Origin of the sequence: Sphingobium sp. R-21 (assembly GCF_049913335.1) — a bacterium.
Lineage (GTDB): Bacteria > Pseudomonadota > Alphaproteobacteria > Sphingomonadales > Sphingomonadaceae > Sphingobium.
Window position 1 is genome coordinate 1581794 of record NZ_CP184374.1, and the last position, 14519, is coordinate 1596312.

15 protein-coding genes and 1 riboswitch are annotated in these 14519 nt (G+C 67.6%); of the genes, 5 read left to right on the forward strand and 10 right to left on the reverse strand.

Annotated features, from left to right (window positions below; all coding sequences use genetic code 11):
- Positions 1–11 precede the first annotated feature (11 nt).
- Genes nadA through ACN9MX_RS07500 form a run of 3 tightly spaced genes read right to left on the reverse strand, consistent with a single transcriptional unit; the run spans position 12 to position 2622 of the window.
- Positions 12–998, reverse strand: coding sequence for a quinolinate synthase NadA (gene nadA / locus ACN9MX_RS07490; RefSeq protein WP_363756644.1), 987 nt, complete (start codon positions 996–998; stop codon positions 12–14).
- A gap of 41 nt (positions 999–1039) precedes the next feature.
- Positions 1040–1759 (reverse strand): DUF4230 domain-containing protein, encoded by a 720-nt coding sequence (locus ACN9MX_RS07495; RefSeq protein ID WP_426386556.1) that lies wholly within the window; start codon positions 1757–1759, stop codon positions 1040–1042.
- Positions 1744–2622 carry an MBL fold metallo-hydrolase gene (locus ACN9MX_RS07500; RefSeq protein ID WP_363739137.1) on the reverse strand — a complete coding sequence of 293 codons (879 nt, stop codon included), beginning with the start codon at positions 2620–2622 and terminating at the stop codon, positions 1744–1746. Before ACN9MX_RS07500 ends, ACN9MX_RS07495 begins: the two co-directional genes overlap by 16 nt.
- Before the next feature lie 168 nt (positions 2623–2790).
- Here ACN9MX_RS07500 and ACN9MX_RS07505 point away from each other — a divergent pair, with 168 nt between their 5' ends.
- Positions 2791–3687, forward strand: a complete 897-nt coding sequence (locus ACN9MX_RS07505) for a tyrosine recombinase XerC (RefSeq protein WP_363739268.1) — start codon at positions 2791–2793, stop codon at positions 3685–3687.
- Positions 3688–3742: 55 nt separating this feature from the next.
- On the opposite strand, the gene ACN9MX_RS07510 is transcribed toward ACN9MX_RS07505, so the two are convergent.
- The 4 genes from ACN9MX_RS07510 to rsmI form a co-directional block, all read right to left on the reverse strand.
- Positions 3743–4342, reverse strand: a complete 600-nt coding sequence (locus ACN9MX_RS07510; RefSeq protein ID WP_133653667.1) for a DedA family protein — start codon at positions 4340–4342, stop codon at positions 3743–3745.
- 16 nt (positions 4343–4358) lie between these two features.
- Positions 4359–5336, reverse strand: coding sequence for a glutathione synthase (gene gshB, locus ACN9MX_RS07515; protein WP_363756637.1), 978 nt, complete (start codon positions 5334–5336; stop codon positions 4359–4361).
- 113 nt (positions 5337–5449) lie between these two features.
- Positions 5450–5821 (reverse strand): YraN family protein, encoded by a 372-nt coding sequence (locus ACN9MX_RS07520; RefSeq protein ID WP_426386557.1) that lies wholly within the window; start codon positions 5819–5821, stop codon positions 5450–5452.
- Entirely contained in the window at positions 5818–6672 is an 855-nt protein-coding gene (gene rsmI, locus ACN9MX_RS07525; RefSeq protein WP_426386558.1) for a 16S rRNA (cytidine(1402)-2'-O)-methyltransferase, read from the reverse strand. Before rsmI ends, ACN9MX_RS07520 begins: the two co-directional genes overlap by 4 nt.
- A gap of 11 nt (positions 6673–6683) precedes the next feature.
- On the opposite strand from rsmI, the gene ACN9MX_RS07530 reads away from it, so the two are divergent.
- Positions 6684–7901 carry a penicillin-binding protein activator gene (locus ACN9MX_RS07530; RefSeq protein ID WP_426386559.1) on the forward strand — a complete coding sequence of 406 codons (1218 nt, stop codon included), beginning with the start codon at positions 6684–6686 and terminating at the stop codon, positions 7899–7901.
- Positions 7902–7947: 46 nt separating this feature from the next.
- Here ACN9MX_RS07530 and ACN9MX_RS07535 read toward each other — a convergent pair whose 3' ends face one another.
- Both ACN9MX_RS07535 and ACN9MX_RS07540 read right to left on the reverse strand, forming a co-directional pair.
- Entirely contained in the window at positions 7948–8727 is a 780-nt protein-coding gene (locus ACN9MX_RS07535; protein WP_133653663.1) for an ABC transporter ATP-binding protein, read from the reverse strand.
- Positions 8721–9716 carry an iron ABC transporter permease gene (locus ACN9MX_RS07540; protein ID WP_133653662.1) on the reverse strand — a complete coding sequence of 332 codons (996 nt, stop codon included), beginning with the start codon at positions 9714–9716 and terminating at the stop codon, positions 8721–8723. The genes ACN9MX_RS07535 and ACN9MX_RS07540 overlap by 7 nt, the downstream gene beginning before the upstream one ends.
- Before the next feature lie 110 nt (positions 9717–9826).
- On the opposite strand from ACN9MX_RS07540, the gene ACN9MX_RS07545 reads away from it, so the two are divergent.
- The gene (locus ACN9MX_RS07545; protein ID WP_426386560.1) at positions 9827–10669 is read left to right on the forward strand and encodes an ABC transporter substrate-binding protein; all 843 of its coding nucleotides are present in this window, start codon (positions 9827–9829) and stop codon (positions 10667–10669) included.
- A 4-nt stretch (positions 10670–10673) separates the two neighbouring features.
- On the opposite strand, the gene ACN9MX_RS07550 is transcribed toward ACN9MX_RS07545, so the two are convergent.
- Positions 10674–12488, reverse strand: coding sequence for a TonB-dependent receptor plug domain-containing protein (locus ACN9MX_RS07550; RefSeq protein WP_426386561.1), 1815 nt, complete (start codon positions 12486–12488; stop codon positions 10674–10676).
- 169 nt (positions 12489–12657) lie between these two features.
- Positions 12658–12871, reverse strand: a riboswitch (cobalamin riboswitch).
- Between the two features lie 83 nt (positions 12872–12954).
- Here ACN9MX_RS07550 and ACN9MX_RS07555 point away from each other — a divergent pair.
- Complete coding sequence (locus ACN9MX_RS07555) at positions 12955–13938, forward strand: threonine ammonia-lyase (protein WP_363739119.1); 984 nt, start codon at positions 12955–12957, stop codon at positions 13936–13938.
- A complete protein-coding gene (mobA, locus tag ACN9MX_RS07560; RefSeq protein ID WP_426387493.1) occupies positions 13938–14474 on the forward strand; it encodes a molybdenum cofactor guanylyltransferase in 537 nt (178 codons plus the stop codon). The genes ACN9MX_RS07555 and mobA overlap by 1 nt, the downstream gene beginning before the upstream one ends.
- The last annotated feature ends 45 nt before the right edge of the window (positions 14475–14519 follow it).

Below are 14519 nucleotides of genomic sequence, written 5' to 3' on the forward strand. Positions count from 1 at the left end.
GATCATGTCCATCAGCGCGCGCCCAGGTCGCCCTGCCCGACCGTGCCGCTTGCCATTTCCAGCATCCGGTCGAGGCTCTTCCTGGCGGCGAGGCGCAGCCCCTCCTCCATCTCGATCCGCGGCTGCAGGTCGCGCAGCGCGAGATAGAGTTTTTCCATCGTGTTGAGCGCCATATAGGGGCAGATGTTGCAGTTGCAGTTGCCGTCGGCACCGGGCGCGCCGATGAAGGTCTTTTCCGGCACCGCCTTCTGCATCTGGTGGATGATATGCGGTTCGGTGGCGACGATCAGCGTGTCGCCGGGCATGGTCCTGGAGAATTCCAATATGCCGCTGGTCGACCCGATATAATCGGCATGGTCGACGATATGCGGCGGGCATTCCGGATGCGCCGCCACGGGCGCGCCGGGATGCTGGGCCTTCAGCTTCAGCAGTTCCGTCTCGCTGAACGCCTCATGCACGATGCAGACGCCCGGCCAGAGCAGCATGTCGCGGCCGAGCTTGCGCTTCAAATAGCCGCCCAGATGCTTGTCGGGGCCGAAGATGATCTTCTGCTCCCGTGGGATCTGCGCCAGGATCTTTTCTGCCGAGGAGGAGGTGACGATGATGTCGGAAAGCGCCTTCACCTCTGCCGAGCAGTTGATGTAGCTCAGGGCGATATGGTCGGGATGCGCCTCGCGGAACGCCTTGAACTGGGCGGGCGGGCAACTGTCCTCCAGGCTGCATCCCGCGTCCATGTCGGGCAGCACGACGATCTTTTCAGGCGAAAGGATCTTCGCCGTTTCCGCCATGAAGCGCACGCCGCAGAAGGCGATGACGTCCGCGTCCGTTTCCGCCGCCTTGCGCGAGAGTTCCAGGGAATCGCCCACGAAATCGGACAGGTCCTGGATTTCCGGCTTCTGATAATAATGGCCGAGGATGACGGCATTGCGTTCCTTGCGCAGCCGGTCGATCTCCGCGCGCAGGTCGATCCCCTGCGGGATTCCGGTGATGGCGTTCATGTCCCTACCCTGCTCCTTGAAGGGCCTTCATGCAGCGCCCCCTAACGGGCGTTGCGCCTGTTGGCCAGTACCTCGTTGATCGGCGTGGTCACGTCCCACCGTTCCCGGTCGCGGTTCGCGCGTTCCGGCGGAAAGGTCACGATCACCCGCGCATCGCCATAACCCAGCGCCCCCAGCGGCGCGCCGAGCAGCCTGCCGAGCGCGGCACGGCCATAATCGCGTGCCTGCGCCATGCGTTCGGGCGAGCGCGCCTCGCCTTGCGCGCGGGCCTGCGCATGGAGCGAGGTGCGGCGGCCGAGTTCCTCGCCCGCCTGCCGCGTCACGAACAGGCCGTTGGTTTCAACCAGCGTCCGGCGGCTTTCGTCGATATTGGGCCGCCCAGGCCTGACATCCGGCGCGTTGACGATGAGCGTCCGGCTGTTTGCGTTCCATTCCAGATCAGCGGCGTCGATGCCGCCCACGTCGATGAAATAATCGACCGAGAAGGGCATTTTCACCAGCTGATCGGACTTCAGCAGGCCGAAGCCGCGCACATCCTGCGCCGTGCTCTGGATCGTGCCGGACAGTTCCGACACCTTCAGGCTGGCGGCGCCGGCAAGCCGCCCGGCGATGATCCTGGTCACGGCCGAGCCGTCATCCTCCACGCTTACCACATAGTCGCGTTGATAGCGATGCCAGCCGACCAGCATGGCCCCGCCCATGGCGAGCAGGACCAGCGCGGCGAGGACCGGCAAGGCCAGGCGTTTCAGCGCAACTGCCATCGTCCGTCCGCCGTCGCGGCGGCGATGCCGCGCCCGTCAAGGTCGATAAGATGCGCCAGCACCGAACGGCCCGCCGCGCTGTGGAGGCGCGGGTCGACGCCCTTGTACATCTCCAGCACCATGGCGGGGACTTCCGACGCGCCGTTGCGCTCCAGGAAGCGCACTATCTGGCCCTCGCGCTGCTTGCGGTGGCCCATCATGCCGCGCACCAGCCGCTGCGGACTGTCGACCGGATCGCCATGGGCCGGATAATAGACGGCGTCGTCGCGGTCGAGCAGCCGCTGCATCGACGCCATATAGGCCGTCATGTCCCCGTCGGGCGGCGACACCACGCTGGTCGACCAGCCCATCACATGGTCGCCGGTGAAAAGAGCGCCTTCCTCCGGCAGGGCGAAGCAGAGATGGTTGGAGGTATGACCCGGCGTGGCGACGGCCATGAGCGTCCAGCCCATGCCGCCCACCCCCTGCCCATCGGCGAGCACGCGATCGGGCCGATAGGCGGCGTCGAAGGCGGCGTCGGCGCGGGGCCCGTCATCATCCATCGTCAGCGGCGCGCAGCCGATGACCGGGGCGCCGGTCAGCGCGCCGAGCGGCGCGGCGGCGGGACTATGGTCGCGATGGGTGTGGGTGCAGAGGATCGCCCTGACCGGGCGCCCGCCAATCGCATCGACCAGCGCCGCCAGATGCGCCGCATCATCGGGGCCGGGATCGATCACCGCCACATCCTCCGCACCCACAATATAGGTCTGCGTGCCGGTATAGGTGAAGGGCGAGGGATTGGGCGCCAGCACGCGCCCCACCAGCGGGGAAAGCCGCATCAGCGCGCCTGTCGGCAGGTCGGCCAGGTCGAAGGGAGTTGCCATGTCGATTTCCATGTGCCCATTTTGGGGTGGTTTTCAAGGGCGGTCCCCCGCCCTGGAGCGGGTTCGATCTGACTGAAATCAGATCGCCGCTCTAGATTTCCTGTTTTTCGCGATTTCTTAACCAGCGATCGGTTCCGATCGCTTGGAAATCGTTCTAATGTGGACACCATGGCGGCTTGCGACGATCTTTGCGAACAATGGCGGCGACATCTGGCGCTCGACCGGCGGCGATCGGTGCATACGGTGCGCGCCTATGTGGCGACCGCCGAACGCCTGCTGGCCTTTCTGGAGGAGCATCGCGGCGAAGCGGTCACGGCGGCGATGCTGGCGGGCATCGGGCAGGCCGACCTGCGCGCTTTCCTGACAGTGCGGCGGATGGACGGCATCGGCAATGTCTCGGCCGCGCGGGAATTGTCGGCGGTGCGCGGTTTCCTGCGGTTCGTGGGTGGTGAGGATGCCCGCGTCCCGATGCTGAAGGGGCCGCGGGTGAAGCGCGGCCTGCCCCGCCCCATCTCGCCCGACGAGGCGGTGGCGCTGGCCGGGGACATTGCCGAAACCGCGCGGGAACCGTGGATCGGCGCGCGGGACTGGGCCGTGCTGCTGCTGCTCTATGGCGCGGGGCTGCGCATCGGGGAGGCGATGGGGCTGACCGGCGCTGTGCTGCCGCTGGGAGAAACGCTGCGGGTCACGGGGAAGCGGGGGAAGACGCGGATCGTGCCGCTATTGCCGCAGGTGCGCGAGGCGATGGAGGCTTATGTGGCGCTCTGCCCCTTTGCGCAGGAGAAGGATGGGCCGCTCTTTCGCGGCGCGCGGGGCGGACCGCTTTCGCCGGCGCTGATCCGTCGCGCCGTGCAGGGCGCGAGGGGCCGGCTGGGCCTGTCGGACCGGACCACGCCGCATGCATTGCGCCACAGCTTCGCGACGCATCTGCTGGGGCGCGGCGCGGATCTACGGTCGTTGCAGGAATTGCTGGGCCATGCCAGCCTGTCCTCGACCCAGATCTATACGCAGGTGGATGCCGCGCACCTGCTGGACATCTACCGCAATGCCCACCCCCGGGCATGAGGCCGCCGCGCCGTGATGGAGGCACGAGTGCTCCTGCGACCTGGCATATCCCGGATCAGCCCCTGGGCTTCCAGGTCGCCAGCCGCCAGAGATAGAAGAAGACCGCCCCCACCACGCAGGCCGTCGCCACTGGTCCCACATAGCGGTCGATGTCGCGGAAATTCTGACCCAATATGTAGCCCGCATAGGCAAGGATGATGTTCCAGATCAGCGCGCCGCCGCTGGTCCACAGCAGGAAGCGGACATGCCCCATGCGGAACAGGCCCGCCGGCAGCGATATCATCGTGCGGAAGGCGGGCATGAAGCGGAAGACGAACACGACGATCTGCCCATATTTGCCGAAAATATGGTCGAGTGCCTCGACATCCTTCCATTCCAGCGTCGCCCAGCGGCCATAGCGGTCGACGATCGGCTTCAACCGGGCAAAGCCCAGGACATGGCCGACCAGATACCAGAAATAATTGCCGATGGTGGTGCCCACGGTGCCCGCGAACAGCAGCCATTCCATCGCCATCCGGCCCTGGCCGACGCGGATGCCGCCGATGCCCATGATGAGTTCGGACGGGATCGGCGGGAAGATGTTTTCCAGCACCATCAGGGCGAATATGCCCCAATAGCCGCCCGCGTCGATCAGGCGGAGAACCCAGTCGGTCATGGCGCTGGACGATCGCTCAATCGGCGGCCCGCGCCGCCAGCCGGGCGTCGATGGCGTCCCAGATCATGCCGCCGGTGTCGGTGCCGTTGAAGGCGTCGATGGAAACGATGCCGGTGGGCGAGGTCACGTTGATTTCCGTCAGCCATTCGCCGCCGATCACGTCGATGCCGACGAACAGCAGGCCGCGCCGCTTGAGTTCCGGACCCAGCGCTTCGCAGATTTCCAGTTCCCGATCGGTCAGTTCCGTCTTCGCGGCCGAGCCGCCCACGGCGAGATTGGAGCGGATCTCGCCCGCGCCGGGAATGCGGTTGACCGCGCCCGCGACTTCGCCGTCGACCAGGACGATGCGCTTGTCGCCCTCCGCAACGCCGGGAATGAAGGCCTGGACCATGAAGGGTTCGACCCAGGAGGCGTTGAACAGTTCCACCAGCGCCGACAGATTCGCGCCGGACCGCCCGACATGGAAGACGGCGTTGCCCGCATTGCCGTAGAGCGGCTTCACCACCACCTCGCCATGCTGGGCGAGGAAGGACTTCACCTCCGCCAGGTCGCGGGTGATCATGGTCGGCGGCATGAAGCGGGCATAATCCAGCACGAACAGCTTTTCCGGCGCATTGCGGACGGCGCCGGGGTCGTTCACCACCAGCGTCTCCTGCTGCACCCGCTCCAGAAGGTGCGTGGCGGTGATGTAGCTGAGATCGAAGGGCGGATCCTGCCGCATCAGGACGACGTCGACGTCACGGCCAAGGTCCAGCATCTCCGGCTCCCCGAAGGCGAAATGATCGCCCTGCACCTTCTGCACCCGGACCGGGCGCGCCCGCGCCAGCACGCGGCCCTCGCGATAGGTGAGGTCGGGGGCGAGATAATGATAGAGCCGGTGCCCGCGCGCCTGCCCGGCCAGCATGATGTGGAAGGTCGAATCGCCGCCGATCCTGATCCCCTCCATCGGATCCATCTGTACGGCGACGGTGAGCGGGTTGAGTGCGGTGGTCATCGACTTGTTTTCCTGCCGTTCGGGCTGAGCATGTCGAGGCCCGGCCCTTTTTCTGAAGAAACTTGAGGCCCCTCGACAAGCTCAGGGCGAACGGAACGGGAGGATCGGATTGCTCACCCCCCGTGCCAGACATTGGCCAGATGGCGCGGCGGACGGCCCGGCGCAAGGAGGATCACGTCGATTCGCATGTCGTCGCCCGGTTTGGCGAGGCCGTGGAACAGGATTCCCGCCGCCGCCGCCACTCGCGAAAGGCGCCGCTCGTCTATGGCGAGGTCGAGATCGGCGCCGCGCGCGCGAGCCTTCACCTCGACAAAGGCCAGCATGGCGCCGCGCCGGGCGACCAGGTCCACCTCCCCCGCGGGCGTGCGCATGCGGCGGCCGACGATCTGCCAGCCCTTGAGGCGCAGCCACCAGCCGGCGATGCGTTCCGCCTGCCGCCCGCGCTTTTCGGCGGCCAGCCGGGCGCCCGAAGGCTGCGTCCTCACGCCTTGAGTTCCAGGGCGCGGTCGTAAAGCGCGCGGCGGTCCAGTCCGAGCTTCTTCGCAACCTCGCCTGCCGCCTTGGAAACCGGAAGCCGCTCCATCGCCTCCAGCAAGGCCGCGTCGGCATCCTCGGCGCTGGCGGGCGGTGCCTCGCCCGGCGGGCCGACGATCACGACGATCTCCCCCTTTGGCGGGGCGTCGGCATAGCGGGCGGAAAGTTCCATGAGCGTGCCGGTCGCCGTCTCCTCGAACGCCTTGCTGATCTCTCGGGAGACGGCCGCGTCCCGGTCGCCCAGATGGGCGGCCATGGCGGCCAGGCTTTCCGACAGGCGCGGCCCGCTTTCATAGAAGACCAGCGTGGCGCGCAGGGCAGCGACTTCGTCCAGCGCGTCGCCGCGTGCCTTCTGCTTCGATGGCAGGAAACCCATGAACAGGAAACGGTCGGTCGGCAGGCCCGACAAGGTCAGTGCGGCAATGACGGCGCTGGGGCCGGGGAGCGTCGTGATCCGGCGGCCCGCCGCCCGCGCGTCGCGCACCAGCTTGTAACCGGGATCCGAGATCAGCGGCGTTCCCGCGTCGGAGAGCAGCGCCACCGATTCGCGCGCCATCCGATCGACCAGGCGCGCGCGCACCGCTTCGGCGCTGTGGTCGTGATAGGGGACCATCGGCCGGTCGGACCCGGCATGGCGCAGCAGGCGTGCGCTGACCCGTGTATCTTCCACGGCGATCACATCGGCCCGGCGCAGGACTTCCGCGGCGCGGGGGGTAAGGTCTCCGAGGTTGCCGATCGGCCCCGCAACGATGTAAAGCCCCGGTTCAAGCCCAGAAGCAAGATCAACAATATCAGTTTCCATAAGGACGCCAGATGACAGAGACGGATGCCCCCCGGCAAGCGGACTTGTTCGCCGTGATGAAAGGGGTGGGGATGAAAAGGGCCTGGCGGATCATGTTCGCCGCGACCGCACTGCTGGTCGCCGCCTGTCAGTCGATCGTGCCCAAGGGCCCCGGCCCCGCCCAGCCCGGCGGCCCGGCGCAGACCGGCCCCGACGTCACCGAGGGCCTGCCCACCGACACGCTGCGCCACCGCGTCGCGCTGCTGGTGCCGATGAGCGGCGCCAATGCCGGTGTCGGCCAGTCGATCGCCAATGCGACCACCCTGGCGCTGCTGGACACAAAGGCGGACAAGGTTCGCATCACCACTTACGACACCGCCGCGGGCGCTGCGGCGGCGGTGAACAAGGCGCTGGCTGACGGCAACAGGCTGATCCTGGGGCCCTTGCTGGCGGAGGATGCGCGGATCGTCGGTCCGCTCGCGGCGCGGGCCAATGTGCCTGTGATCAGCTTTTCAAACGATACCAGCGTCGCCGGGAACGGCGTCTATATCATGGGCTACAACCCCAATCAGTCGATCGAGCGGGTGGTCGACTTCGCCAAGGGCAAGGGCCTGTCGAAATTCGCCGCGCTGGTGCCCAAGGGAACCTATGGCGAGCGGTCGGGCACGGCGCTGCTGCGCGCGGTCGAGAGCGCGGGCGGGACGGTCGTGTCGATGCAGACCTTCGACCGCAGCCCCGCCTCCATCACGGCGGCGGTCAGGAAATTGCAGGCTTCGTCCAGCTATGACGCGCTGCTGATCGCGGACAGCGGGCGGGTGGCGATGCAGGTCGCGCCGATCGTGCGGAAGAATGGCGGCGCGACGGCGCGGCTGCTGGGCACCGAATTGTGGAACACCGACAGCGGCCTGGCGTCCAGCCCGGTGCTGCGCGGCGCATGGTTCGCCAGCGTGTCGGATGGCCTCTACCGGCAGCTCGCGACCAAATATCGCGCGCGCTACGGCAATGCGCCGTTCCGGCTGTCGGCGCTCGGCTATGATGCGGTGCTGCTGACCGTGCGGATCGCGCGCGACTGGAAGCCCGGAACGCCCTTCCCGGCGGTACGGCTGCGCGATGCGGGGGGCTTTGCCGGAATCGACGGCGCGTTCCGCTTCGGCCGCGACGGCATTGCGGAGCGGGCGCTGGAAGTGTCCGAAATCGGTGCGGGAACCTTCACGGTGGTCGCGCCCGCACCCCGGACCTTTGGGGAATAGGACACGGCCTGTTCCTGCCGTCGCGGGAACAGGCGGCGAATAGCAGTCAGGACCTGGTCCGCCCCGTCGGCAGGACCAGCGGCCAGTCGCCGTTCGTTTCTATGCGAGCGGAAATGCCATACACCCTGGCGAGATTCCCCTCCGTCAGCACGTCCAGCGGCGCGCCGTCGGCCACCGGCGACCCGCGCTCCATCAGCACGAGCCGATCGCAATAGCGCGCCGCCATGCTGAGGTCGTGCAGCACGGCGACGACCAGCGACCCGGCCCGCGCCTCCGCCCGGAGCAGATCCATGACGTCGATCTGATGCCCCGGATCGAGCGCGGCCAGGGGTTCATCGGCAATCAGGGCAGGCGCGCCCACCGCCAGCGCTCGGGCCAGCAGCACGCGGGCGCGCTCGCCACCCGACAATTCGGTCGCCACCCTGCCTTTCAGATGCAGTACATCGGCCCGCGTCAAGGCGGCGTCGACATGCGCCTCATCCTGCGCGGAAAGGCGCGACAGCGGCCCCAGATGCGGCAATCGACCCAGCGCCACCAGCCGCTCCACCGCCAGCGGCCAGTGCAGCGTCTGTCCTTGCGGCAGATAGGCGATGCGCCGGGCGATCTCCCGCCGGCTGAGCCGCGCGCTGTCGTCGCCGTCGATCAGGACTGTCCCGCCCGACCGCCCGACCAGCCCCAGCAGCGCCCGGATCAGGGTGGATTTGCCGGCGCCATTGGGCCCGATGATGCCCACCAGCTCCCCCGGCTCCAGCAGAAGGTCGGCGTCGTTCACCGCCGGATGCCGGCCCAGCCTGACGGAAAGTCCCTGCGCGCGGATCGTCACCATAGCCGCCGCTCCCGCATCAGGTGCATCAGGAACACGGGAACGCCCAGCAACGCCGTCAGTACCCCCAGCTTGAGTTCGCTGCTGGTAGGGATCAGCCGCACGCCGATGTCCGCCAGCGTCAGCAGCACCGCGCCGCCCAGCATCGAGGGCAGCAGAATGGCGGAGGGCGAGCGGTCGGTCAGCGGTCGGACCAGATGCGGCACGATCAGGCCGACAAAGCCTATCGCCCCTGACACCGCCACGGCGCCGCCGACGCCTATGGCGACGCCCAGCATCAGGCGGATGCGCGCCCAGCGAAGATCGATGCCAAGCGCCTGCGCCCCATCCTCGCCCAGCGTCAGCGCATCCAGCGTCCGCCCGTCGCCAAGCAGCAGCGCCGCGCCCATGGCGACGCAGGGCAGCGCGATCCAGACATGGCCATAGGCGCGGTTTTCCAGGCTGCCCATCAGCCAGCTCATGATCTCCATGGCGGCGAAGGGGTTGGGCGACAGGTTGAGCGACAGGCTGATCCCCGCCCCCGCGAGCGTCGCGATGGCGATGCCGGCGAGGATGAGCGTGAGCGGACTTTCCGCCGGGCCGGCGAGCAGGAACAGCGCGCCAATGCCGATCAGGCCGGTCATGATGGCGAGCGCGGGAAGCGCCAGCGGATGCGCCTGCGCCAGCCCGAAATAGAGCGCGCCGACAGCGCCGAGCGCGGCGCAGTTGGACGCCCCCAAGACCGAGGGTTCGGCCAGCGGGTTGCGCAGATAGCCCTGGAGCGCAGCGCCCGCCAGGCCGAGCATCGCGCCGACGATCAGGCCCAGCAGCATGCGGGGCAGGCGCAGGTCGAGAAGGATAGCGCGGGCGACGTCGTCGCCGCCACCGCCGAGGACAGCGAGGATGCGGGCCGGAGAAAGCGGAACGGCGCCAAGCGCGAGGGAAGCCAGCGCGGCGAGCAGGGCCGATGCGATCAGCGCGGGGATGAGCAACGGGTGGCGGCGGGCGCTCATGGCTTGCGCGTTCCTCCCTGCTTGCTACAGCATCTGTCCAGGCGCTCCCTACTCCCGCGAGGGAGTGTGTCGAGGCACGATTTGTTGGGGCGCAGCACAGGGGCCACAGGGTGCGCAGAAGAATGATCCTTGCCGCATTTTGCGCCCTTTCGCTGACCGGCGCCGCGCCGGTTCCGCCAAAACGCATCGTGTCGCTCAACACCTGCGCCGACCAATATGTGCTCGCGCTGGCCGATCCGGCGCAGATCGCGGCGCTCAGCCCCTATGGACATGACCCGGAACTGTCGGCGGCGGTCGGCAAGGCCCGCGCCTTCCGCACCCTCAAACGCCCTTCCGAGGAAGTGTTGGCGCTTCGCCCCGACCTGCTGATCGGCTTTCCGTCGGGCGACAGCGTGGTCGGCGCGCCACCGGGCCGATGGCGGACCCTGGCACTGGCGAGCGCGGACAGCCATGCGATGATCCTGGCGCAGATCCGGCAAGTGGCGGCCGCGGTCGGCCATCCCGAACGGGGCGAGGCGATGATCGCCCGCATGGACCGGGATCTTGCCGCCCTGCCCCGCCCGAAGCATCGCGGCGTCGCCGCCTATTATCAGCGGCGCGGCTATATGACCGGCACCGGCACGCTGGTCGACGACCTGATGCGGCGCGTGGGCCTGGTCAACCTGGCGGCCAGGCTGGGCAAGCCGGCACTGTCGCAGCTTTCGCTGGAGGAGATGATCGCCGCCCGCCCGGACTGGCTGATCGTCGAGGCGGGGAGCGAGAAGGTGGTCGATCAGGGGACGGAGATGCTGCACCATCCGATATTGCGCGCCATTCCGCGCATCCGCGTGCCCCAGGCGTGGACGGTGTGCGGCGGCCCCGCCTATGTCGACGCCGCGAGGAGCATCACGGCGCAGCTTGACGGCGCAGCGCGCAGGGGCGCGGCGCAGATCAACGCCGCGCCGCGCCCATAAGCCGTCAGAAGCGCACACGCACGCCGCCGAAGGCCGATCGCCCATAGGTGCCATAGCCATAGACCGTGGCGTATTTCGCATCGGTGACATTGTCGATGCGGCCATAGATTTCCAGCTTCTCCATGATCGGAAAAGACGCCCGGATGTTCGCTATCGCATAGCCGTCCAGCCGTACCAGATTGGTCGCGTCGTTGAAGCTGTCGCCCACCATCGTCACGGTGGCGCCGGTCGACAGGCCGAAGGGCCAGACATAATCCGCCGAAACGCTGACCGCGTCGGGGGCGCGGCGGGGCAGCCGGGCGCCGCTACTGCGGTCGCGCGCATCGACATGGCTGTAGGCGGCCGTGACGGTCAGCGCATCGACCGGCCTCAGCGTCAGCATCGCCTCCACCCCCTTGGCGCGGGTGCGGTCGAGATTATTATACCCGCCATAGAGGCCGATCGAATAATCATAGTTGATCTGGTTTCTGGTATCGCGGCGGAACGCCGTGACGGAGAGGATCGCCCGGTCGCCGTCGAGCCTCTGGTCAAAACCGATATCGTAGCTTTTCGACCGCTCGGGACGCAGGCCGGCATTGCCGACATCGGCGCCGTAAAGCTGGTAGAGCGACGGCGCCTTGAACCCCTCGCCATAGCTCATGCGGATATTGGTCGCGCCGGCATTGGGCGTGTAGTTGGCGTTGGCGCCGAAGGTCGTCGCGCCGCCGAACTGGCTGTGATCGTCATGCCGCACGCCGCCGGTCAGCGACAGGCCGGCAAGGGGCTTGACGACGGCCAGCGCATAGACGCTGTCGATATCGGCCTTGTGGCGTTCGGTGGAACCGAAGCCGGAAAAATCATAGTCGGGCCGCTCATGTTCATAGCCGAAGACCAGCTTCGCCTGATCGACCGGCTGGTAGACCCCTTCATATTCGAAGCGCAAATTGGTGCCGGAATAGGCATAAGGCCCGAAAGCGGACGTATAGTCGCGGTCGATGCGGAACCAGGTGACGGCCGCCCGATTGGTGAGCCTGCCGTCGAACAGCGCGAGGTTGAGGCCCGCATAGCCGACATATTGATCCGATTTCGAGGAGTCCGTGGTGCTGTCCACCACGCCATTGTCGGTATCCAGGTCGGCATGGATATAATAGCCGCGCAGGTCGAGGTTGAGGGTATCGGTGAAGGACAGCTTCAGCCTGGCATTGGCGGCGATATTCTCATAGCCGTCCTTTTCGGTGCCGCTGGCGGCGGAGGAAATGCCGTCGGTGTTGAAATAGGCGATGCCGACGCCGCCCGACGCGATGCCGCTGCCGCCCGAAACGTCCGCCTTCGCGTTCAGCGTATTGCTGTAGCCGTAATCGACGGAGGCATTGCCGGCAAAGCCGGTGCCGGGCGTTCCGGTCATGACGTTGACCACGCCGCCGATCGCCTGGCTGCCGTAGACGATCGAGTTGGAGCCGCGCAAAATCTCGATCCGCTGGATATTGCCGGTCAGCAGATTGCCGAAATCGTACATGTCGCCGATGCCGCTGGGGTCGTTGACCTTGACCCCGTCGATCAGCACCAGCGTCTGCGTCGTTTCCGCGCCGCGCAACGAAACCCCGGTCACGCCGCCCAGGCTGCCGCTGCGGTTGAAGCGCACGCCCGGCGTGGTGGCCAGCAGGTCGACCACGCTGACGCTCTGGCGGGTGCGGATGGTGTCGGCGTCGATCACGGTGACGGCCTGGCCGACCTCGTCGCGCGGCTGTTCGATGCCCAGCGCGGTGACGATGATCTCATCCTCCGCCAGCGCAGGTGCGGCCGCGAGCAAGGCGGCGATGGAAACGGAAATCCTCAACATGTCTGTCTTCCCCCTGAGCGCGATGCAACATGGCTCAGGGCGTCCGCTCATGCGGCCGGACAGGGGAAAATGGCTGGCGCCCGCGCCCTCCCCCACACCGATGCGGCCCCGCGCCGCTTCGTCGCTCAGACGGAGAACACCGTGCCGTGGCCATACCCTGGACCAAGGCAAGAGCGACCATGCGTCGGCAGGTCTCCTGGCTCGCGGGTCAATGCGGCGATGCACGCCTTCCCGGACTTGCGTCCAGTGGCCGGCCCTGGGGGCCGAAGTGCATCGCGCTCACCGCTTACAGTTGCAGGGACAGCCGCGGATTGGGACGGCTTCCCGTCCGCACCGCATTCCCGTTTTCAGCCCTTCCGGGCACCGGCGCGATCTTCCTTGCGCGCAGGGGCTTTGCCCTGCCCGCGCCGGGCGCCATAAGGGAAAGCGGCGGCCATGCCAAGGGGCAGCCGCAGAAGGAGATTGCATGTCGTTCGCCATCAACGCCGCCGATGTCGAGGATGCGGCGCGGGTCATCGCCCCCGCCGCCATCCGCACCCCCCTGCTGGAAAATGCGGCGCTCAACGCCCGCTGCGGCCGGCGGGTGCTGGTGAAGTTCGAGGGCGCGCAGCACAGCGGATCGTTCAAGTTCCGCGGTGCCTACAACCGGCTGGCCCGGCTGGACGCCGGGGAGCGAAAGGCAGGCGTCGTCGCCTGGTCATCGGGCAATCATGCCCAGGGCGTCGCCTTTGCGGCGCGCTTGCTGGGGATCGCGGCGACGATCGTGATGCCGGCCGACGCGCCCGCGATCAAGACGGCGAACACGCGGGCACTGGGCGCCGAAGTCGTTGCCTATGACCGCTTCACCGATAACCGGGAGGAGATCGCCACGCGGCTGGCGACCGAGAGGGGCGCGGTGCTGGTGCCGTCCTTCGACGATCCCTTCATCATGGCGGGCCAGGGCACGATCGGGCTGGAGATCATGGAGCAGGCCGCCGAAGCTGGCGCGAAGATCGGCCAGATCCTGGTCAATTGCGGCGGCGGCGGCATGGTGTCGGGGATCGCGACGGCGGTGAAGGCGCGCATGCCCGAGGTCAACATCCATGCGGTGGAACCGGAAGCGTTCGACGATACGGCGCGGTCCCTGGCCAGCGGCAAGCGGGAAAGCGTGTCGCCCGATGCGCGGTCGATCTGCGACGCGCTGCTGTCTCCGACGCCGGGAGCGCTGACCTTTCCCATCAACCAGGCGCTGTTGTCCGGGGGCCTGGCGGTGAGCGACGATCAGGTGCGCGACGCGATGCGCTTTGCCTTTTCCGTGCTCAAGCTGGTGGTCGAGCCGGGCGGAGCCGCATCGCTGGCGGCCATGCTGGCCGGAATTGCTCCGCCTGCCGAAGGGGCCGGCGTCGTGGTGATTTCAGGCAGCAATGTCGATCCCGACAGCTATGCCCGGATCATAGGCGGCGGCGCATGATGCGGCTGATGGGGGCAGTGCTGGCTGGCGGGCGGTCCAGCCGGTTCGGCAGCGACAAGGCGCAGGCGATGCTGGAGGGGCGCACCCTGCTGGAGCATGCGGTCGAGGCTCTCGGCCGCCATGTCGAAACCGTCGTGGTATGCGGCCGGCAGGTGGAGGGCATGATCGGGCTGGCGGATCGGCCCGCCGCGGACATGGGGCCGTTGGGCGGCCTCAACGCGGCGCTGCATCATGCCCTGGCGCAGGGTTATGACGCCGTGCTGACGACCGGGTGCGACGTGCCCGCCTATCCGGACGGCCTGGCGCAGGCCCTGATCGGCCCTGAACCCGCCATCCTCAAGGGGCAGCAACTGGCCGGATTCTGGCCCGCTTCGCTGGCGGGCGAACTGGATGCCCATCTGGCGGAGGACAATAACAGATCGATCCGGGGCTGGCTGGAGCGGGTCGGCGCCCGGATCATCGACCGGCCCGAATTCGTGCTGCCCAACATCAACCGGCCGGAGGATCTGCAGGCTCTGGCAAAGGACAGTCGATGAATGGAGTGCTTCCGCCAAGGCACCTGAACGAGGCAAGCCGCGAAA